20 protein-coding genes are annotated in these 18,383 nt (G+C 65.5%); 12 read left to right on the top strand and 8 right to left on the bottom strand.

All coding sequences use genetic code 11. The features are described from left to right. A partial coding sequence (locus FJ936_RS21055) for an ornithine cyclodeaminase family protein (protein WP_141906917.1) occupies positions 1 to 849 on the bottom strand: 849 nt, incomplete at its 3' end. Positions 850 to 1,058: 209 nt separating this feature from the next. On the opposite strand from FJ936_RS21055, the gene FJ936_RS21060 reads away from it, so the two are divergent. The 3 genes from FJ936_RS21060 (at position 1,059) to FJ936_RS30565 (ending at position 2,733) form a co-directional block, all read left to right on the top strand. Beyond that, positions 1,059 to 1,472: a DOPA 4,5-dioxygenase family protein gene (locus tag FJ936_RS21060; RefSeq protein ID WP_141906918.1), complete on the top strand. Its 414-nt coding sequence runs from the start codon at positions 1,059 to 1,061 to the stop codon at positions 1,470 to 1,472. Positions 1,473 to 1,558: 86 nt separating this feature from the next. Next, positions 1,559 to 2,392 carry a methyltransferase domain-containing protein gene (locus FJ936_RS21065; RefSeq protein ID WP_246680503.1) on the top strand — a complete coding sequence of 278 codons (834 nt, stop codon included), beginning with the start codon at positions 1,559 to 1,561 and terminating at the stop codon, positions 2,390 to 2,392. A gap of 197 nt (positions 2,393 to 2,589) precedes the next feature. After that, positions 2,590 to 2,733 carry a hypothetical protein gene (locus FJ936_RS30565; RefSeq protein WP_181166483.1) on the top strand — a complete coding sequence of 48 codons (144 nt, stop codon included), beginning with the start codon at positions 2,590 to 2,592 and terminating at the stop codon, positions 2,731 to 2,733. 71 nt (positions 2,734 to 2,804) lie between these two features. Here FJ936_RS30565 and FJ936_RS21070 read toward each other — a convergent pair whose 3' ends face one another. From FJ936_RS21070 to FJ936_RS21080, 3 genes are all read right to left on the bottom strand, one after another. Next, entirely contained in the window at positions 2,805 to 5,153 is a 2,349-nt protein-coding gene (locus tag FJ936_RS21070) for a cation:proton antiporter (protein ID WP_246680504.1), read from the bottom strand. A gap of 86 nt (positions 5,154 to 5,239) precedes the next feature. Beyond that, positions 5,240 to 5,932 (bottom strand): DUF2270 domain-containing protein, encoded by a 693-nt coding sequence (locus FJ936_RS21075; protein ID WP_140617867.1) that lies wholly within the window; start codon positions 5,930 to 5,932, stop codon positions 5,240 to 5,242. Positions 5,933 to 5,984: 52 nt separating this feature from the next. Beyond that, positions 5,985 to 7,208 (bottom strand): MFS transporter, encoded by a 1,224-nt coding sequence (locus FJ936_RS21080; RefSeq protein ID WP_141906919.1) that lies wholly within the window; start codon positions 7,206 to 7,208, stop codon positions 5,985 to 5,987. Positions 7,209 to 7,306: 98 nt separating this feature from the next. On the opposite strand from FJ936_RS21080, the gene FJ936_RS21085 reads away from it, so the two are divergent. From FJ936_RS21085 to FJ936_RS21125, 9 genes are all read left to right on the top strand, one after another. After that, the gene (locus FJ936_RS21085) at positions 7,307 to 8,215 is read left to right on the top strand and encodes a LysR family transcriptional regulator (RefSeq protein WP_141906920.1); all 909 of its coding nucleotides are present in this window, start codon (positions 7,307 to 7,309) and stop codon (positions 8,213 to 8,215) included. 148 nt (positions 8,216 to 8,363) lie between these two features. Continuing rightward, positions 8,364 to 9,095 carry a gamma-glutamylcyclotransferase gene (locus FJ936_RS21090; protein ID WP_141906921.1) on the top strand — a complete coding sequence of 244 codons (732 nt, stop codon included), beginning with the start codon at positions 8,364 to 8,366 and terminating at the stop codon, positions 9,093 to 9,095. 95 nt (positions 9,096 to 9,190) lie between these two features. Next, positions 9,191 to 9,514 (top strand): metalloregulator ArsR/SmtB family transcription factor, encoded by a 324-nt coding sequence (locus tag FJ936_RS21095; RefSeq protein WP_140617871.1) that lies wholly within the window; start codon positions 9,191 to 9,193, stop codon positions 9,512 to 9,514. Beyond that, positions 9,511 to 9,942: an SRPBCC domain-containing protein gene (locus FJ936_RS21100; RefSeq protein ID WP_140716562.1), complete on the top strand. Its 432-nt coding sequence runs from the start codon at positions 9,511 to 9,513 to the stop codon at positions 9,940 to 9,942. Before FJ936_RS21095 ends, FJ936_RS21100 begins: the two co-directional genes overlap by 4 nt. A gap of 79 nt (positions 9,943 to 10,021) precedes the next feature. Further along, on the top strand, positions 10,022 to 10,414 hold the full coding sequence (locus FJ936_RS21105) for a VOC family protein (RefSeq protein ID WP_140663587.1): 393 nt from the start codon (positions 10,022 to 10,024) through the stop codon (positions 10,412 to 10,414). A gap of 39 nt (positions 10,415 to 10,453) precedes the next feature. Beyond that, on the top strand, positions 10,454 to 10,675 hold the full coding sequence (locus tag FJ936_RS21110; RefSeq protein ID WP_141906922.1) for a hypothetical protein: 222 nt from the start codon (positions 10,454 to 10,456) through the stop codon (positions 10,673 to 10,675). Between the two features lie 11 nt (positions 10,676 to 10,686). Further along, complete coding sequence (locus FJ936_RS21115) at positions 10,687 to 11,115, top strand: DUF1801 domain-containing protein (protein ID WP_141906923.1); 429 nt, start codon at positions 10,687 to 10,689, stop codon at positions 11,113 to 11,115. Between the two features lie 32 nt (positions 11,116 to 11,147). Beyond that, complete coding sequence (locus tag FJ936_RS21120; RefSeq protein ID WP_140716554.1) at positions 11,148 to 11,540, top strand: DUF1801 domain-containing protein; 393 nt, start codon at positions 11,148 to 11,150, stop codon at positions 11,538 to 11,540. A gap of 355 nt (positions 11,541 to 11,895) precedes the next feature. Continuing rightward, on the top strand, positions 11,896 to 12,990 hold the full coding sequence (locus tag FJ936_RS21125) for an acyltransferase family protein (protein ID WP_141906924.1): 1,095 nt from the start codon (positions 11,896 to 11,898) through the stop codon (positions 12,988 to 12,990). Positions 12,991 to 13,019: 29 nt separating this feature from the next. Here the strand turns inward: FJ936_RS21125 and FJ936_RS21130 are convergent, their stop codons facing one another. The 4 genes from FJ936_RS21130 to FJ936_RS21145 form a co-directional block, all read right to left on the bottom strand. Next, the gene (locus FJ936_RS21130; RefSeq protein WP_141906925.1) at positions 13,020 to 15,020 is read right to left on the bottom strand and encodes a glycoside hydrolase family 127 protein; all 2,001 of its coding nucleotides are present in this window, start codon (positions 15,018 to 15,020) and stop codon (positions 13,020 to 13,022) included. Positions 15,021 to 15,106: 86 nt separating this feature from the next. After that, positions 15,107 to 15,964, bottom strand: coding sequence for a carbohydrate ABC transporter permease (locus FJ936_RS21135; protein WP_141906926.1), 858 nt, complete (start codon positions 15,962 to 15,964; stop codon positions 15,107 to 15,109). Then, the gene (locus FJ936_RS21140) at positions 15,964 to 16,893 is read right to left on the bottom strand and encodes a sugar ABC transporter permease (protein ID WP_141906927.1); all 930 of its coding nucleotides are present in this window, start codon (positions 16,891 to 16,893) and stop codon (positions 15,964 to 15,966) included. The genes FJ936_RS21135 and FJ936_RS21140 overlap by 1 nt, the downstream gene beginning before the upstream one ends. A gap of 172 nt (positions 16,894 to 17,065) precedes the next feature. Further along, positions 17,066 to 18,343 (bottom strand): sugar ABC transporter substrate-binding protein, encoded by a 1,278-nt coding sequence (locus FJ936_RS21145; RefSeq protein WP_140716548.1) that lies wholly within the window; start codon positions 18,341 to 18,343, stop codon positions 17,066 to 17,068. Positions 18,344 to 18,383: the final 40 nt, after the last annotated feature.

Consider the following 18,383-nt stretch of genomic DNA (forward strand, 5'->3'; position numbering starts at 1 on the left):
CTCCCGCCCCGCAAAGTCCCCACAAACCAGCCCCGTCAAATCTCCGGCAACCAGCGCCGGGTCGACCATCGGCTTAGCCATGTTTCTCTCCTGCTCCAGATCATCCACGATGATGCGGTCGAAGCGGGGCATGGTCTCTCGCAGCCAGGGCAGGGCCTGGTCGGTCATCACGGTGAAGCTGCCCGGCTTCAGCCAGTTGGCGTCGAGGAAGGGTTCGGGCTTGGGCACCAGGGTCACCGTCGTCACCACCATGTCGGCGCCTTCGATCGCGGCCCTTGCCGTGTCGCAGGGGATTGCTTGCAGACCTCGCGATTGCGCCATTTGGCACAGCGCGTCGCGGTTGGCGGTGCCGCGGCCGAAGGCGCGGATTTCGCGCAAGGGGAAGAGCGCGGCGAAGGCTTCGAGGTGGCCGCGCGCTTGCACCCCGCAGCCGATGAAGGCCAGGGATGACGCATCGCGGCGCGCCATGCGCCTGGCGGCGACGGCGCTCAAGGCAGCCGTGCGTTTCTCGGTCACCCAATTGCCGTCGACAAGGGCAAGCGGCAGGCCGGTCTCGGCGTCGAGCAGCGTGATCAGCGAATTGAGCGTCGGCAGTCCGCGCCCGGCGTTGCGCGGATTGACGACCAGCGATTTCGTCGCCAGCATGGGCGGCGTCGAGGCGACGCCCAGCGTCGCCATGATGTAGCGGTCGTCGCCCGGCAGCACCACCGCCTTCGGCGCGCACCAGACCTCGCCGCGCCGCTGGCCGACGATCTGGCGTTCGATCTCGTCGACCATGTCGACTGTCGAAATCGCCAGGCGGTCGAGCAGCTGGGATGACAGATAGGGCAGGGTTTCGGCGGTGTTCATTTTGTCATTTCCAAGGGGGACGATCAGACTACACGATGTGCGCGAGGCCGAAAGCCTCGCGGCGCCGGCGGCGTGACGGCATGCCTGGGAGGCGGGAACGGCGTCCAGCGGTGCCGACCGTCCCAGCGGGTCGAGCGGCAGTCGGTGACCTTGCTTAAGACCGCGCTCTCGGGCTGAATGGCTAGACATGCCGCGAGGAGGGCATCGAGATGAGCCAAGACAGTCCACGGCCACTTTCCGAGATCGCCAGCTATCACGCGCATGTCTATTTCGACGGCCAGGCCGAGCGGCAGCATGCCGAATGGCTGCGGCTGCGCATCGCGGAACGATTCCGCGTGCGCCTGGGCAATTGGCACGACAGGCAAGTCGGGCCGCATGACAAGCCCATGTACCAGGTCTCCTTCGCGACCGGGATCTTCGGCGCGCTGGTTCCGTGGCTGATGCTGAACCATGGCGGCCTCAGCATTCTCGTCCACCCGAACACGAGCAATCCCAAGCGCGACCATCTGGTCGATCCCATCTGGATCGGCCGGCCGCTGGCGGTGCATGGCGACGTGCTTCCGGAGGACCATGAGGCGGAAGAGGCGCTGGAACCCAATACCGAGCCGTCCCTGCCGGCGTAGACCGGCGTCGGTTCCGCGCCGCGCGGGGCATTGCGCGATGCCGTTGGGTGCGCTTCTATCCCTGCCGCGCCATGGGGGGTCATCATTTGTCTGGCAGGAACCAAACGTCCACCGGCCACGAAGCGAGCGAGGCCGGCTGGCTCGATCTTCATTTCGAATCGTCGCGGCCCGAATACGAGGCGGCCTTGCTCGACGCCGGCATCCGCCCGGGCTGGCGCGTGCTCGACGCCGGTTGCGGCAGCGGCGGCTTCCTGCCGCTCATCGCCAGGGCCGTCGGCCCCTCCGGCTTCATCGCCGCGCTCGACCTCGCGCCCGAAAACATCGGCCGGGTCGAGGCGCTCGCGGGCACGCTGTCCGAGCCGCCGGAAATCGCCACGCATGTCGGCAGCATCCTGTCGCTGCCCTTCGCCGACGCATCGTTCGATTGCGTCTGGTCCGGCAATGTCATGCAGTATCTGACGCCGGCCGAGTTCGAGCTTGCCGTCGGCGAGGCCAGGCGCATGCTGAAGCCGGGCGGTATCTTCGCCGTCAAGGATTTCGATTCGACCATCCTGCAAATCCTGCCCATGGACCGGGCCCTGCTGGCGCGCTTCATGGCCGCCAGGCTGCAGGGGTTCCGCGACCGGGGCGTGCTCGGCACCGATTGCGGTTCGACGCTTCCGGCGCGCCTGCGGCAGGCGGGCCTGGAGGTCGTCAGCCGCAAGGGCTGGCTGGTCGAGCGCTGGGCGCCGGCGCCCCGCTTCACGCGCGCCTATGTTCGCGACCTGCTGGCCTATTTTGCCAGCGTCGCGCCGGGCTACGCCCTGCCTGACGCCGACCAGGTCTATTGGCGGGAGCTGAAGCAGCGGCCGGATTGCCTGCTCGACGATCCCGATTTCTGCTACCGCGAGTTCTTCGTCATGGCGGTCTGCCGGACCTAGCGCTCAGCGACGACCGATGCTCCCGGCGGCTGCGCGAGGCCGCGGGCAAACCCGCTTCCGAGATCCAGGCCAAGCCAAGGCGCATTCGCCAGTCATCCACTCAAATGGCCGGCTTTCGATCGAATTTCTTTGCAACCCGTTAATGCGGCCATGCGTCAATAAGCATCTGCTAATTATCCGATGGCGTGGGGTACGCAATGACCAAGAATCTTGGCAATGGACGCTATGTGCCGCCCAAGGACACAAGCGTCTCCTTCTTCGGCAAGGTCGCGCCGGCGCTGTTTCCGCTCGTCGCGGCGGCGCTGGGCTACGTGATCGGGCGGCAATTCCTCGGCCTGTAGACGCAATTCCAGGAAAAGTGCGTAAGCGCCTTCCCCTGAGGAATCGCGTCCTCCGGCAAGGCCGACAGGCATCAAGCCCCGGTCTCGGCTGCCGCCTCCTCGGCGGCGGCTTCGGTTCGCCGGACGCGGTCGCTGGCCAGAAGCACGACCGGGCAGGCGGCGGCGGCCAGAACCGCGCTCGCCGTGTCGCCGAAGAACAGCTCGTCGCCTGGCCGCTGCGTGACGCCCATCACCACCATGGCGGCCCCCTTGGCGGCCTCCCTGGCGATCGCCCTGTCGGGCGTGGCGCGCGTCCTGATCGAGGTGTCGACGGCGACGCCATAGCGGTCGGCGAGATCGGCGACATCCTTGAGCACGGCCTCCTCGCGGCGGTGCGAAACCGAGCTCGGCCGGCTGCCCTTGCGGGCCTGCGAGACATAAAGGACTTTCACGCGCGCCCGGTGCGGCCGCGCCAAGGCGAGCGCGAAATCGGCCGCGCGCCGCGCCACCTCGGTGCCGTTGACGGGAACCAGGATGGTCGCGCCGGCGCGCAGCATCGGCATCTTGCCATCGGCCTTGGCGCCATTCAGCACCAGGCAGAGCGGGCCGTCGAAGCCGCTGGTGATGGCGTTCAGCGTGCCGCTGAAGGTGCCGTCGGCCAGCGCGTTGTCCAGCCCGACCAGCAGCAGGCCGTAGCCCTTGCGGGCTTCCGCGGCGATCGTCTCGGCGGTGGCTTCAAGCTCGGTGCGGGCCGTGAGGTGGACCTTGTCGACGGGCGTATCCTCCGCCTTCCTGACAGCCCTGGCGCTTCTGGCCGCCCCCCTCTCGACCTGCTTGGAGGCCCGCTCGGGACCTTTGTCGCGGGTGGCGCCGGGCAGCTTGCCATCCTCGAGGTGGAGCAGCGTGGTCGGCATGCCGCTGCCGCCGCCGACGAGACCGGCGAGATAGGCGGTGAACTTGCCCACCGGGCTGTCGTCGACGAGCAGCAGCAGCCGCTCCAGCTTGGAGACGAAGCCGCGCTCGTCGAGCAGTTCGCGGTCGACGCGCTGCTTTTCGGTGTCGCCGACCGGCAGCCGGCCGAGCGCCCAGCGCAGCATTGGCGGCATGGCCAGCGTGGTGATGACGGCCATGGTGACGATCATGGTGAACAGATTGTGGGAGAGGATGTTCATCGACAGGCCGATCGAAGCGACGATGACCTCTGTCGAGCCGCGTGCGTTCATGGCGCTGCCGACGGCGGTGGACTCCTTCAGCGACATGCCGGCCAGCCGGCCGCCGAGGAAGGCGCCCGAGAACTTGCCGATGCTGGCGATCGCCACCAGCGCCAGCGTCAGCAGCGCCAGCGTCGGGTCGGCAAGCACGGTGAGGTCCGCGGACAGGCCGGCCATGCCGAAAAACACCGGCATGAACAGCGCCGTGATGACGCCGCGCAACTGGCCCTCGATGTGGTCCGACAGGATCGGCGATTCCCCGACCAGTATGCCGGCGACGAAGGCGCCGAGCACGGTGTGGACGCCGATCAGGTTGGTGATCAGCGCCATCACGCCCATGATGATGAGGATAACGGTGATGACGGCGTATTCGCTTCGGAAGGAATCGTTGCTCCAGCGGATCAGGGTGAACACCAGGCGGCGGCCGATGGTGAAGGAGAACACCATGAACAGCGCCACTTCGGCCACCGTCAGCACCAGCGGCAGCACCTGCAGGCTGCCATTGGTGGCGATGCCGAACGTGACGGCGATGATCAGCCAGCCGATCGTGTCCTCGATGATCGCCGAGGAGACGATGACCTGGCCGAGGTTGCGGCGCATGAAGTTCATTTCGCGCACCACCATGGCGACGATCTTGACCGAGGAGATCGACAGCGCGGTGCCGAGGAACAGCCCGGCGACGATGCGCTCGCTCGGCTCGGGCAGAAGCGAATCCGGCAGCACCTGCGCCAGCGCGAAACCGCAGGCAAAGGGCAGGACGACGCCGGTGATCGAGATCGAAAAACAGGCCGCACCCACCCGCCGCACGAGCCGCAGATCCGTCTCCATGCCGGTCAGCAGCAGGAGCAGCAGGATGCCGAGCTGCGAGACGGCATCGATCATGCTTTTCTGCGCCGGATCGGTGGAGAAGATCAGATGCTGGGCGCCGGGCCAGAGCCAGCCGAACAGCGACGGCCCGAGCAGGATGCCGCCGATCAGCTGGCCCATGATCGCCGGCTGGCCATAGCGCTGGAAGATCTCACCCAAGCCACGCCCGACCAGAAGCAGAAGCACGATCTCGGCGACGAACAGCCCTTCGGCCGAGCCGCCCATGCCCGAGGCGTGGCCGGCCGGCTGCGCGGCCAGCGCCTGGCTTGCCGGGGCGAGGGCGACAATCGCCAGCGAAAGGGCGACGGCCAGCGAAAGGGCGGCCGCGGTGCCGTGCGACCTTGTTGCCAGTGGGTGGATCATGGGTCCCTTCAAGACGCCGCCGCGGACTGACCATCACAACGCGCGGCCGGGGTTTGCGTTGCAGCCATCGTCGCGAGATATCGAACTCAGACGTGGACGTCGCCGAAGGAGAGTTCGCCGTCGTCGCCCGGTGTCAGGAAGGCGGCTGCCAGCAGGACGGCATAGAGGAGGGCAACCACGGCGACGATGGCCACGCCCGGAATGGGACCGAGCGCCGCGGCGCCGACAGCTTCGCGCATCGTGCCGACAAAGCCGACCGGCACGCCTTGGTCGATCAGGCTCGGGGTCGACAGTTTGAGGATCCAGGCGAGCAGCAGGATCAGCATCATGTGCAGGTAGTTACGGCGCAAGCGGCGCGCCAGCGCCACGCGCTGCGAGACCAGGAATTTGGGCGTGCGCAGGCTCTCGCCGAGGATCAGCAGCCAGTCGGAGGCAAAGTCGGGCTGCGGCGAGAAGATCTGCGCGAAATAATGGCGCTCGAACTGGCGCACGCGGGCGCGGTAGACATCGAAGAAGCGGTAGCGGCGCGCCTCGATCCACAACAAGAGCAGCACCAGCAGCATGGCGAACAGCAGCACGCCGTGATGGGCGCTGGCCGTCGACAGCGACACCGACAGCATCGCCGCGACAACGGTGATCGCCCAATTGCTGGTGCGGTCGAGACGGTCGCGCCACCCCGCCATGCGGGCGATCTCGGCGCGATGGAAATGGGACATCACGGTGACCAGCTCGCCAGGCGAAAGCGGCCTGCCGACGGGCGTTGCCGGCGCATCGTTCATGACTTCCTCCCCGCCGACAACGCTTATGAGGCAATGTCGTTCCGGCCAGCGGTCATTCGGGCCCGCCGGTCCAGTCGACCAGCAGGGCAGCGAGACCAAAGGCGGCGCCGATGGCGCAGAGACAGGGCCAGCCGCCCAGGGTCCAGCCGATGCCGGCCAGCAAGGAGCCGATGGCGCCGCCGATGAAGAAGATGCCGACGAACAGGCCGTTGAGGCGGCCGCGCGCCTCGGGACGCAGCAGGTTGATGGCGCGGCGGCCGAGCGTCTGGTCGCCGGTGACGCCGATGTCGAGCAGCACGGCGCTGACGCCCATCAGCGCGAGCGGTGTCCATGACGCGCCGGACTGAAAGGAGCCGGCCCATGCCGCGAGCACCAGCGCGCCGATCAGCACGAGATGGCAGAAGATCGTCGCCGCCCGCGTCCAGCCACGGTCGCCGGCGCGACCGAACAGCGGCGTAACCACGGCACCGCCGGCGCCGACGAGCGCGAAAAGCGCGATGCCGCGTTGCCCGAGGCCGAAAGGCGGCTGCGCCAGGCGCAGGGCCACCGCCGTCCAGAACAGACTGAACGCCGCCATCACCAGCGCCGCGGTCAAGGCGCGGCGCCGCAGCACCGGCTCTTGGCGCAGCAGATGGAACAGTGAAGCAATCAGCGCGCCATAGGACGATTTCACCTCCGGCCGCCGTCGCGGCAGGGTGAAGGCGAGCACGATGGCGAGCAGCGTCAGGGCGGCGGCGCTGAGGCCGTAGAAGGCGCGCCAGCCCCAGGCATCGGCGACGAGGCTGGCCAGCGGCCGTGCGAGCAGGATGCCGATCATCAGTCCGCTCATCACATCGCCGATGACGCGGCCGGCCTCGCCGGGCGGCGCCATCGAGGCGGCGATTGGCACCAGTATCTGGATCGCCGAACAGGCGGCGCCGAGCACGAACAGGACGATCAGCAGCGAGGCGATGGTGGGCGCCAGCGCGGCGATGCCGGCCGCAAGAGCCGCCGCGCCCAGCATGCGCAGGATCAGGGTGCGGTTTTCGCCGAGATCGGCCATCGGCACCAAGAAGAACAGGCCGGCGGCATAGCCGAGCAGCGTCGCCATGGCGACCAGACCGACGCTCGCTGTGCCGGCGCCGAGCGACGGGCCGATCAGGCCGACCAGTGTCTGCGGCGCGAACAGATTGGTGACGATAATGCCGGTAGAGGCTGCAAAAAGCAGCGTCTGCGGGCCGGTGATGGTTCGAGCCGGCAGCCGTCCGGCCAGTTGGCCGTCATTGGTATCGAGCATGAAGTCCTCAATGAACTTGCATATCCCGTGAGGACTTTATGCCGAAGCTTTATCATGCTACAATTCAATCTAATCGATAATGATTATGCGAGATATGCATGAACATCCACGATCTCGAAGCTTTCGTCGCCGTAGTGGAAACTGGCTCGATCGTCGGCGCCTCGGCCAGGCTCAATCTCACCCAGCCGGGGGTCACGCGCCGCATCCAGAACCTCGAGGATGGGTTGGCGACAGCATTGCTCGACCGCCAGTCGAAGCCGCTGAAGCCGACCGCCTCGGGACGCGAGGCTTATGAGCATGGCCGGCGCGTGCTGCGTTCGCTGGAGGACCTGAAGGCAGGCGTGTCGCCGCAAGGCGAGGTCAGGGGCGAATTCCGCCTGGGCATCATGCCCTATCTCTCGGATGCGGCGCTGGCGCTGCCGCTCGATGGCCTGCGCGCCGCCTTCCCGCAATTGACGCTGCGCATCACGTCGGGCTGGTCGCCAAGGCTGGTCGAGCAGGTGGCGCGCAGCGAGGTCGACGCGGTGGCGGTGTGCCTCGCCGAAGGCCTGGCGCCACCGGACGAACTGGTCTGCGACGATCTCGGCGTACAATCGGTGCTGCTGGTCGCGTCTCCCGGCCTTGGCGTGCCGAAGCAGGCGAAGCTTGCCGATCTATCGCGCTTTGCCTGGGTGATGAACGAAAACGGCTGCGGTTTTCGCGCCTTCATCCGTCAGAGCTTCGAGGCCGCGAGGCTGCCTTTCCAGGTCGGCGTCGAAGCGCTCAGCGTCGATCTCAGAATGTCGCTGGTGGCGCGCGGCCATGGCATCGGCATCGTCACGCCGGGCGCCTTCGCCGACAGTCGCTGGCGCGATGCCGTCGAGGTGATCGACTGCCCCGACTTCAAGCCGCAAGTGCGCGCCTGGCTGCTGCACCGCCCGCCTGCTGGGCGGCTGGGGCGCCCGATCGCGCTGTTCCGCGACGCGCTGATCGACGGGCTCAAGCTGCCGATGCCGCTGGTGTCATAGGTGTCAGGGATGCTACGTCGTCCGAATTTGTTGAATCCGATCAAGCTGCTGCACGGGATGGCTCAGGTAGGGACAGGTTTCGAACGGTTCTGGCTCTTGAGAATCCCCGAACCTTCAGCAACATGGCCGCCATGGCCGAGGCACGACAATGAGCAAGCCGATTTCCGCCGCACCGCGCAAATCACCGCCACGCAAGTCGCCGATGGCGCTGACCGAGGCGCTGGTGGCGCGCACCTTGCGCGCGGTCGAGGATGCCGGGCCGGTGCCGGGCATGATCCCGATGACCGATGACGACTATGCGCGGTTTCGCGACGAGATCCTGGCCTCGGCACCGACCGGACCGCTGAAACTGTTCGCCTATGGCTCATTGTTGTGGAAGCCGGCGGGCGAGGTGAGGGGCGGCGAGCGGGCGGTGGCGCGGGGCTGGCACCGGTCGTTCTGCTTCACGGTGCAGCGCTTTCGCGGCACGCTCGAGCAGCCCGGCCTGATGATGGCGCTCGACCGTGGCGGCCAGTGCCAGGGCATGGTGTTCGAGATCGCCGAACCGGTAGCCGCCAATCTGGAAGCGCTGCTGCGCCGCGAGATGACCATTCTGCCCGCCGTCAATGTGCCGCGCTGGCTGCGGGTCAGCACCGAAAGCGGGCCGTGCCTGGCGCTCGGCTTCGTCGTCGATCCCGCCAACCCGCGCTATGCCGGCAAACTGGACAAGCCCGCGGTCGCGGCGACGCTGGCGAACGCCGTCGGCCATTGGGGCTCGGGCGCGCAATATCTGTTCGAGACCATCCGCCATCTCGACGCCTGCGGCATACGCGACCGCAATCTGTGGCAATTGCAGGAACTGGTGGCGCGCGAGATCGGTCGCAGCCACGTCGCCGTCTAGCCGCCACCGTATTCAGGACGCTGCAATCTTTCGCTTGACAACATATATCCCTGTGGTTATACGTCAACCAATAGCCAACGGGTTATCGATTAGAGATGCCAGACGCTCATGACACGCTCTTCAGGACGCTCGCCGACCCGACACGGCGGGCGATCTTCGAGCGGCTGTGCCGCCAGGGAGAGCAGACGGTCGGGGCGCTGACCAGCCAGTCCGGCGTCTCGCAGCCGGCGGTGTCGAAGCATCTCGGCGTGCTGAAGCAGGCCGGGCTGGTGCGCGACCGCCATCAAGGCCGCCAGACGCATTACAGCGCGCAGCTTGCCGCGCTCGCGCCGCTGATGGACTGGACACGCCATATGGCGGGGTTCTGGGAAAGTCGGTTCGACGACCTCGAGGATTTGCTCAAAAGGATGGACCAGTGAACGATAGTGCACAGCAAACCCGCACTGTCGTCGTCGAGCGGGAGATCTCCCATCCGCCCGAAAAACTCTGGCGCGCGCTGACGCAACCGCATCTGATCGAGGAGTGGCTGATGAAGAGCGATTTCAAACCCGCCGTCGGCCATCGCTTCAACATCAGCGCCGACTGGGGCGGCGTGCTGGACTGCGAGGTGCTTGCCGTCGAGCCGCACAAGAGGTTGTCCTACAGCTGGAACCTCGCGCATCAGGACCCGGCGTTCGATCTCAGGAGCGTGGTGACTTTCACGCTCACCCCGACGCCAACGGGAACCCATCTGCGCATGGAGCAGGCCGGTTTCCGGCCCGACCAGAAGCGGGCCTATGGCGGCGCCAAGGTGGGTTGGCCGCAATTCCTGGAAAAGCTGGAAGAGCTTCTGGCGCGGACGGACTGAGGCCTCTCGGCCGAACTGAAAGCCACACAGAAATATTAGAGGGCGGGTTTCCCGCCGGCAAAACCATGGAGAAAAAGCGATGAAGATCAAACTGACCAGCATCTATGTCGACGATCAGGAAAAGGCGCTTGCCTTCTACACCGGCGTGCTGGGCTTCACCAAAAAAGCCGATTTCAGCAATGGGCCGTTCCGTTGGCTGACGGTCGTCTCGGCCGAAGAGCCCGACGGCACCGAATTGCAGCTGGCGCTGAACGACAACCCGGCGGCAAAGGCCTACCAGCAGGCGATCTTCAAGCAGGGCCAGCCGGCGCTGATGCTCTTCACCGACGACATCAAGGGCGACCATGAGCGCATCAAGGCGAAGGGCGGTGCCTTTGCCATGGCGCCTACCGACGTGACCGGCTCGACCATCGCCAAGTTGGAGGATGGCTGCGGCAATCTCATCCAGATCACCGAACTGGCGCGCTGGTAGGGCGCCGGGTTTCAACGCATAGCGCAAGAGGAGGCAGAATTGGACTGGAGCAAATGGATGCGGCAAGCGCATCGCTGGCTGTCGATCATCTTCACGGCGACCGTCGTCGCCAATTTCGTCACCATGGCGTTTGGACAGCCGCCGGCCTGGGTGGTCTATTCGCCACTGCCGCCGCTCTTCCTTATGCTGTTCAGCGGCCTCTATATGTTCGTGCTGCCCTATGTCGCGAAAGGACGCAGCGCACAGCGGGCCGATGGATAGGAGGAAAGCGCATGGCCAAGGCGACCCCGGCCAAGGCTGAGCCGAAGCTGCTTTCCGGTGGCAATCCGCAGATCGCCAAGGGCTATGACGACGCGCCGGTGCAGGCCTATATCGCGGCGATGCCGGGCTGGAAGCGCGAGGTCGGCCAACGCCTCGACGCGCTCATCGAGCGCGCCGTGCCCGGGGTGAACAAGGCGGTGAAATGGAACTCGCCCTTCTACGGCGTCGAGAGCGAGGGCTGGTTCCTCAGCTTCCATTGCTTCACCAGATACATCAAGGTGGCCTTCTTTCGCGGCATGTCGCTGGATCCGGTGCCGCCGGGCGAATCCAGGAGCCAGGACACGCGCTACCTCGACATTCATGAGGACGACGCGTTCGACGAAGCGCAGTTCAGCGCCTGGGTGAAGCAGGCGAGCCTCTTGCCTGGCGAGCGCATGTAAGCGCTCTATTTTCAGTTCGAAGGAGAACCACAATGACGACCACCCAGGACAGCAAATCTCCCTCCGAGCTGATCGACGGCAGGATCAAGGAATTGGGCGACTGGCGCGGCGAGATGCTGGGGCGGCTGCGCACGCTGATCCATCAAGCCGATCCCGACGTGGTCGAGACGTGGAAATGGCGCGGCGTGCCGGTGTGGGAGGATGCCGGCATGATCTGCACCGGCGAGACCTACAAGGCCGTCGTCAAGCTGACCTTCGCCAAAGGTGCCGCGCTGCCCGATCCCGCGCGCCTGTTTAATTCCAGCCTCGAAGGCAACACACGGCGCGCCATCGATTTCCAGAAAGGCGAGGAGGTCGACCAGGAGGCCTTCAAGGCGCTGGTACGCGCGGCGGTGGCTTTGAACAAATCCAAGTCCCGAAAGTAATCGTTCATTGCGCATAGAGGTCACGGTCGGCGCTGCCCCTCACTGTCCTGCCGGACATCTCTCCCCGTAAACGGGGCGAGAGGGCTGCCGCGAGGCCGACGCTCTTTCCGCAACGCCGGCGATTGGCGAAATCGGCGAGAACGGCGTCCCTCGCCCCGTTTACGGCGAGATGATGCCAGGCAGGCGAGGGGCAGCGCTGACGGCAGATGATTGCCAACGGCTTCAACACGGCGGCCCGCGGACGCTGCCAGCCTCACCGCAAGACAGCCGCGTTTACGATCTGGGAAGCTTGATGGTGCTAGACATCGCGGGATGATGGCTGGCCAGCCGGGCCGGCCGGTTTGGATTCGCCGCCATGAACAGCAGCCCAATGCGCATGCCGTGGGTGGACACGGCCAAAGGCCTCTCGATCATCCTCGTGGTCATGATGTACTCGGCCTACAACACCGGCGAGTATACAGGCGGCGTCGGCTTTCTCCACTATGTCATCGGCTTCGCGACGCCGTTTCGGATGCCGGAATTCTTCCTGATCTCGGGGCTGTTCCTGTCGCAGGTGATCGACCGGCCGTGGCGGCGCTATATCGACCGGCGCGTCGTCCATTACCTCTATTTCTACGTACTGTGGGCGATCATCTCGATCGGGCTGAAGATCGGCATCTTCAGCCGGGATCCCGCCGGCATGCTGCACGACCTGGCAATGGCCGTCGTCCAGCCCTATGGCGTCCTGTGGTTCATCTACATGCTGGCGGTGTTCGGTCTTGCCGCGAAACTGCTGCGGCAGCTTGCCGTGCCCGCCTGGATCGTCATCCCGATCGCCGCCGGTCTGCAGATGTGGGCGCCGCATCCCGACAGCTACGCGGTCGAACAATTCGCCGCCTACTTCGTCTTTTTCTACGTTGGCTTCGTCATGGCGCCGCTGGTGTTCCGGCTCGTCGAATGGACGCAAGCCCGCCCGGCGGTGGCTGTCACCGGGCTCGTCCTGTGGGCTGTCGTCAATGGCCTGCTGGTCTATTCGCCGGGTTATGCCATGCAGCCGGTCGGCATGCAGATGGGCCTGGCGGCATGGCCGCCGCTGCATCTCGTCCTGGCCGTCGCCGGTGCCGTGGCGCTTTGCGTGCTTGGCGGTTTCCTGTCGAAATTTCCCGCCATGGAATGGCTGCGCTGGCTCGGCGAACATTCGCTGGTCGTCTATGTCGCCTTCACCATTCCGATGTCGCTGTTCCGCGGCGCCGCACTGGCAAGCGGCCTGCTGACCGACACGGGCTTGCTCAGCCTGGCGGTGCTGCTGGTCTCGATCGTCAGCCCCGTCGTGCTTTACTTCATTGTCCAGCGCATCGGCTTCGGCATGTTCCTGTTCGAGCGGCCGGCCTGGGCGCATATTGACGGCAGCGCCGCGAAAACAGCGCCGAAAAAGCCGCTGACCGCCGCCGCCCAGTCGAGCCGGACATAACCGACCGCCCCATGGCGTTACGGCCGACCTCAACCATCGCGCAGCCAGACCAGCATCTCGCCCGGCTCGCGGTTGTCCCAGGCGAAATAGGGGACGGCGGTCAGGCGGGTCTCGACCCTGGCCGGCGGCTCGGAGCGATAAAGGCCGTCCTGCCAGCCATCCCCGGCATCGGCTTGTGCCGTGGCTGAAAGCGTCACCACACCGCCGAGCAGATCCGGTTCGTCATGCGCCTCGATGCCGGCCGTGCGCGGCAGGGTCAGGCGATGCAGGCGGCTGTCATTGTCGGTCGCCTCGACGCAGTAGATCAGCGGCCCGCGCGACAGCGCGACGCGGCCGGCATCCTGCCTCACCTCGGGATTGGCATAGAGCCGCTCGATCGGCATTTCGAGATCGAGCCTGACACGGTCGCCCTTCTTCCATTGGCGCCGGATCGCGGCGTAGCCGTCACTGGTCACTTCTGCGAGGTCGATCGCCTCGCCATTGATATCGAGCTTGGCCTTGGAGCTCCAAGCCGGCACACGCAGGTGCAGCGTGAACTCTACCGGCGCCTGCGGCTCAACGGTAATCTCGACGGCACCATCCCAGGGATAGCGGCTCGCCTGCGTCAGCGTGACCGGTGTGCCTGCAATGTCGAAGCGGGCGGTGGAGTCGCCATAGAGATGAACCGCCAGCGCGTCGTCCGCCAGGCTGTAGAAATAGCTGCCGATCGAGGCGACCATGCGCCCGATATTGGGCGGGCAGCAAGGGCAGCGGTGCCATTTCCAGCGGTTATGCTTGCCCCGGCTTTCCAGCGGGTTCTCGTAGAAGAACAGCGAACCGTCGAGCGACAGGCCCGAGATCGAGCCGTTGTAGAGCGCGCGCTCCATCATGTCGGCGTAGCGCGCGTTCGGCCCCATGCCGAGCATGCGGCTCGCCCAGAACACCAGCCCGACCGACGCACAGGTCTCGGCATAGGCGGTTTCGTTGGGCAGGTCGTAGTCGCTGGTGAAGCCCTCATTGTGCGCCGACGGGCCGAGCCCGCCGGTGATGTAGAGGTTCTTGGTGGTGAGGTCGTCCCACAGCCGGTCGAGCGCCACCCGCAGCGTGTCGTCGCCATATTCGGTCGCGATGTCGGCCATCCCCGAATAGAGGTACATGGCCCGCACCGCGTGGCCGACGACCTTGTCCTGCTCGCGAACCGGTATGTGCGACTGGCTGTATTCGTAGGTCTTGAAATGATAGGCCTTTGGGTCGGCGCTACGGGCGCGCGCCTCCTCGTCGAAATAGTGCGGCTGCTGCCCGCGCTGGTCGATGAAATATTTGGCCAATTCCATGTACTTTTGTTCGCCCGTCACCCGCGCCAGCTTGACCAGCGCCAGTTCGATCTCCTCATGGCCGCAATAGCCTTTTTTCTTGCCGGGCTCGGGTCCCAGCACCGAAGCGATGTGGTCGGCATAGCGGCACATGATGTCGAGCAGCTTGCGCTTGCCCGTCGCCTGGTAGTAGGCGACCGCGCCCTCGATGAGGTGGCCGGCGCAATAAAGCTCGTGGCAGTCGCGCAGATTGGTCCAGCGCTTGCCCGGCTGGATGCGCTGGTACCAGCTGGAGAGATAGCCGTCCTCCTGCTGCAGCCTGCCGTACATGTCGATGACGGCATCGATCTTCTTCTCCAGTTCGGGATTCTTACGCCGGTAGAGCGAATAGGCCGCGGTCTCGATCGTCTTGCCGAGATCGGAATCCCAGAACATCTGCGTGGTCACCGTCGAGCCGGTGAAGCCGGCGGAGGCCGCCTCGTCGGGCGAGGGCGAGTGGAACGGAATGACGACGCCTGGCGAGGGCTGGTCCGGATCGATCTGCTCCAGCATGCGCGCCGCCACGCAGCGGTCGTAAAGGATGTCGGCGGTGCGCGTGGCAACCGCCTCGGCGCGGTCGCCCCAGAAGCCGCGCACGTCGACCTGCGGCACCGGCAGCGGGCGGAAGGCGAGCTTCGGCTTGCCCGTCTCCTGCGATTTATTTGGGGTGGCGTGCCGGGGGGATGGCGATGCGGTCATGAACTCACTCCATTCGATCTGACGTCTATCTCTTTGTTGGAGCCTGATCTTTCCGAAAACCGGTTCTCACTTTTCGGGATCATGCTCTATTTGACGGCCCCGGCCATCAGCCCGCGGATGTAGAAGCGCTGCAAAGCCAGGAACAGGATCAGGCACGGCACCATCATCACGGTGACGCCCGCCTGCACCGCGCCCCAGTCGATGGCGCCGAAGCGGCCGGACTGAAGTGCGGTCATCATCACCGGCAGCGTGAACTTGGACTGGTCGGTCATCAGCACCAGGGCAGCGAGGAATTCGTTCCAGGCGCCGATGAAGGCAAACAGCGCGATGGTGACGACACCAGGCCAGACCAGCGGCAGCATCACCTTTATGAGCATGGTGGCGTTGCCGGCGCCGTCCATGCGCGCGGCTTCCTCGATCTCGCGCGGCACCGCGTCGAAGGCGTTGCGCATCATGAAGATCGAGAACGGCAGCTGCAGCGTCACATAGACGCCGACCAGGCCGGTCAACGTGTTGTGCAGGCCCAGCTTGGTCAGCACCAGGAAGATCGGCGTCAGGATCGACTGGAACGGGATCATGATCGTCGACAGGATGAGAACGAAGAACAAGTCCTTGAACGGGAACCGAAACCGCGAAAAACCGTAGCCAGCGAGCACGCTGACGATGACCGACAGCATGACCGTCATCACCGAGACATAGATGCTGTTCTGCGCCGAGGCCCACAGGCCGTCGCCGAAACTGTTCAGCGTTTGATAGTTCTCCAGCGAGAAGCCCGTCGTCGGCCAGGGCGGCAGCGGCGGCAGGCGCGCCTCCTGTGCCGGCTTGAAGGCCGACAGCACCGTCCACACGATCGGCGCCACGAACAGCACCGAGGCGACGATGCCGGTGGAATGCCTGGCCAAGCGTGCGGCAAGCTTGCCTGTGCCCGATATCGCCTGCGCCATCAGTCGAGCCCCTCGGGTTTGCGCAGCAACCAGAGCTGGACGAGGCTGAGCGCCACCAGGATGACCAGCAGCACCATCGAGAGTGCCGCGCCATAGCCGAGCTTGAACGAGACGAAGGACTGGTTGAAGATCCAGTACACCGCCGTCAGCGTCTGGTTGCGCGGGCCGCCGCGCAGGATGATGTAGAACTGGTCGAAGGCAAGGATGGAGCCCGCCACCGACAGGATCAGCGCCAGCGCCAGGGTGCGGCGCATCAGCGGCAAGGTGATCGCCCGGAACCTGGCGAACGGCCCGGCGCCGTCGATGACGGCGGCCTCCTGCAGATCCTGCGGGATCGACTGCAGGCCGGTCATCAGGATGATCATGGTGAAGCCAGCGACCTTCCACACCACCATGGCGATGATCGACCAGAAGGCCGGTTGGAAGGTGGCGAGCAGGTTGAACTTCTTGTCGATCAGGCCGAGATCGTAGGCGGCGGGGCTGAACAGGCCGGAATCGACGTTGAGCAGCCACGACCACAAAAGGCTCGCCGAGGCAAAGCCGACCACCGCCGGCATGAAGAACATGGTGCGGTAGAAGTTGGTGAATGGGCGCGGCCGCTCGATGAAGATCGCCAGCGGAAAGGCGACGGCGAAGATCGCGATGGTGACGATCAGCGTGTAGTAGCCGGTGAATCTCAGCGCGTTCCAGAACCTGGTGTCGCGCAGGATTGCCCAGTAATTGCCGAGGCCGATGAAGGAGTGCTCGCCCATCAAGGGCCAGTTGTGCAGCGACATCCAGGCCGTCATGCCGAGCGGAATGACGAAGAACAGCATGACCAGCGCCACCGCCGGCGCGACATAGATGAGGCCGATCCATTGCCGGCGGCCGACGCCGACCAGCCTTCGGGCGCGGGGCGGGGCGGTGGTTGAGGCTGTGATGGTGGTCATGGCTGTTTCCCTGGCGCTGCGTCCCCTCCTCCTGAAGGGGAGGGTCCGGCCGAAGGCCGGGGGTGGGGTCCTCCGCCAAGCGCGCCGACATCAAGGAACGTCGAGCACTGCCGAGACGACCCCACCCGGACCTGCGGTCCGACCTCCCCTCAAGGGGGAGGTGGAGGCGGCGCTACTTCTGCGGCGCCTGGTCGATGATCGACTGCATGGTCTCCTGCGCGTTTGCTATGGCGCCATCGACGTCGTCGCCGAAGAACACCTCGTTGATCATCTGCGTCCACGGGCCGTTGGCGGAGTTGATCAGGTCGTTGAACACCACCGAATACGGCGTCTTGCCCTTGGCCATCGCCTCGGCGGCGATCTGGTAGCGCGGGTCGAGCTCCTTCAGCGCGTCCTTGGCGATGTCGCCGCGCACCGGCAGGCTGCCGTATTTGGCGAGGATCGTCTGGCCTTCGAGCGAATAGGCGAAGTCCAGGAACTCCTTCACCACGGCGAGTTTCTTGGTGCCCTTGGTGACGACGAAATTGTCGCCGCCGGCAAAGGACGACCAGTTGCCATCCTTGCCCGGCAGGAAGGTGACGCCGTAGTCGACATCAGGATATTGCGTGTTGAGCGCGCCGATGGCGAAGGCGCCGGAGGGCGAGATGCCGATATTGCCGGCGGCGAAGGCGGCAAAGAAATTGGCGCCGGTGTCGGTCTGCGCGCCCGCCGGCACCAAATCCTTCTTGACCATCGAGCGGTAGAGATCGATGGCGCCGCGCAATTGCGGGCTGTCCAGCGTCGCCTTGGAGCCGTCCTCCGACAGGATGTCGCCGCCCGAGGCCCAGATCAGCGGCGTGAAGGTGAAGATGTTGCAGCCACCGCAATTGCCGGAGAAGTAGAAGCCCTTGATGTTGCCGCCAAGAGCGTTGACCTTCTCGGCGTCGGCTTCGATCTCGGCCCAGTTGGCCGGGCCTTTTTCAGGGTCGAGGCCTGCCTGCTTGAACAGCTTCTTGTTCCAGATCAGCACCGAGGCGTCGGCCGAGAAGGGCAGGCCGTAAATGCGATCCTTGTAGGTGCCGGTCTTCACATGCGCGGGCGACAGGCTGGCGAAATAGGGGAGCGATTTCGCCCAGTCGGTGATGTCCTCCAACTGGCCGGCGGCCGCGAAGGAGGGCGTGTAGATCAGGTCGAGCGACAGCGCGTCGGGCGCCGTGCCGCCGGCCGCGGCCGCGCCATATTTCGGGATGATCTCGGCATTGGGAATGATGTCGAGCTTGACCTGGTCCTTGTTCGCCTTGTTGAAGGCGTCGACGATCCTCGGCATGAAGTTCGAGCCGTCGGCGCGTACCCAGATGTTGGCGGTTTCGGCGGCGGCAAATTGCAAGCCGCAACCCAGAACGGCAGCCGTCAACGTCAATTTGGTCAGGGCCAATTTGGTCGGGGCCAGTTTGGCAATCAAAGTCCTCATGTTCTCCTCCTCCTCATTTGGCCGCGATGCGCGGCTTGCC

Source organism: Mesorhizobium sp. B2-4-13, assembly GCF_006658535.1.
Taxonomy (GTDB): Bacteria; Pseudomonadota; Alphaproteobacteria; order Rhizobiales; family Rhizobiaceae; genus Mesorhizobium; species Mesorhizobium australicum.

Coding starts and splice junctions, on each gene's coding strand:
- FJ936_RS21060 (WP_141906918.1), top strand. CDS start 1,059: ATGAGCCAAGACAGTCCACGGCCACTTTCCGAGATCGCCAGCTATCAC.
- FJ936_RS30565 (WP_181166483.1), top strand. CDS start 2,590: ATGACCAAGAATCTTGGCAATGGACGCTATGTGCCGCCCAAGGACACA.
- FJ936_RS21070 (WP_246680504.1), bottom strand. CDS start 5,153: ATGATCCACCCACTGGCAACAAGGTCGCACGGCACCGCGGCCGCCCTT.
- FJ936_RS21075 (WP_140617867.1), bottom strand. CDS start 5,932: ATGAACGATGCGCCGGCAACGCCCGTCGGCAGGCCGCTTTCGCCTGGC.
- FJ936_RS21080 (WP_141906919.1), bottom strand. CDS start 7,208: ATGCTCGATACCAATGACGGCCAACTGGCCGGACGGCTGCCGGCTCGA.
- FJ936_RS21085 (WP_141906920.1), top strand. CDS start 7,307: ATGAACATCCACGATCTCGAAGCTTTCGTCGCCGTAGTGGAAACTGGC.
- FJ936_RS21090 (WP_141906921.1), top strand. CDS start 8,364: ATGAGCAAGCCGATTTCCGCCGCACCGCGCAAATCACCGCCACGCAAG.
- FJ936_RS21095 (WP_140617871.1), top strand. CDS start 9,191: ATGCCAGACGCTCATGACACGCTCTTCAGGACGCTCGCCGACCCGACA.
- FJ936_RS21105 (WP_140663587.1), top strand. CDS start 10,022: ATGAAGATCAAACTGACCAGCATCTATGTCGACGATCAGGAAAAGGCG.
- FJ936_RS21115 (WP_141906923.1), top strand. CDS start 10,687: ATGGCCAAGGCGACCCCGGCCAAGGCTGAGCCGAAGCTGCTTTCCGGT.
- FJ936_RS21120 (WP_140716554.1), top strand. CDS start 11,148: ATGACGACCACCCAGGACAGCAAATCTCCCTCCGAGCTGATCGACGGC.
- FJ936_RS21125 (WP_141906924.1), top strand. CDS start 11,896: ATGAACAGCAGCCCAATGCGCATGCCGTGGGTGGACACGGCCAAAGGC.
- FJ936_RS21130 (WP_141906925.1), bottom strand. CDS start 15,020: ATGACCGCATCGCCATCCCCCCGGCACGCCACCCCAAATAAATCGCAG.
- FJ936_RS21135 (WP_141906926.1), bottom strand. CDS start 15,964: ATGGCGCAGGCGATATCGGGCACAGGCAAGCTTGCCGCACGCTTGGCC.
- FJ936_RS21140 (WP_141906927.1), bottom strand. CDS start 16,893: ATGACCACCATCACAGCCTCAACCACCGCCCCGCCCCGCGCCCGAAGG.
- FJ936_RS21145 (WP_140716548.1), bottom strand. CDS start 18,343: ATGAGGACTTTGATTGCCAAACTGGCCCCGACCAAATTGGCCCTGACC.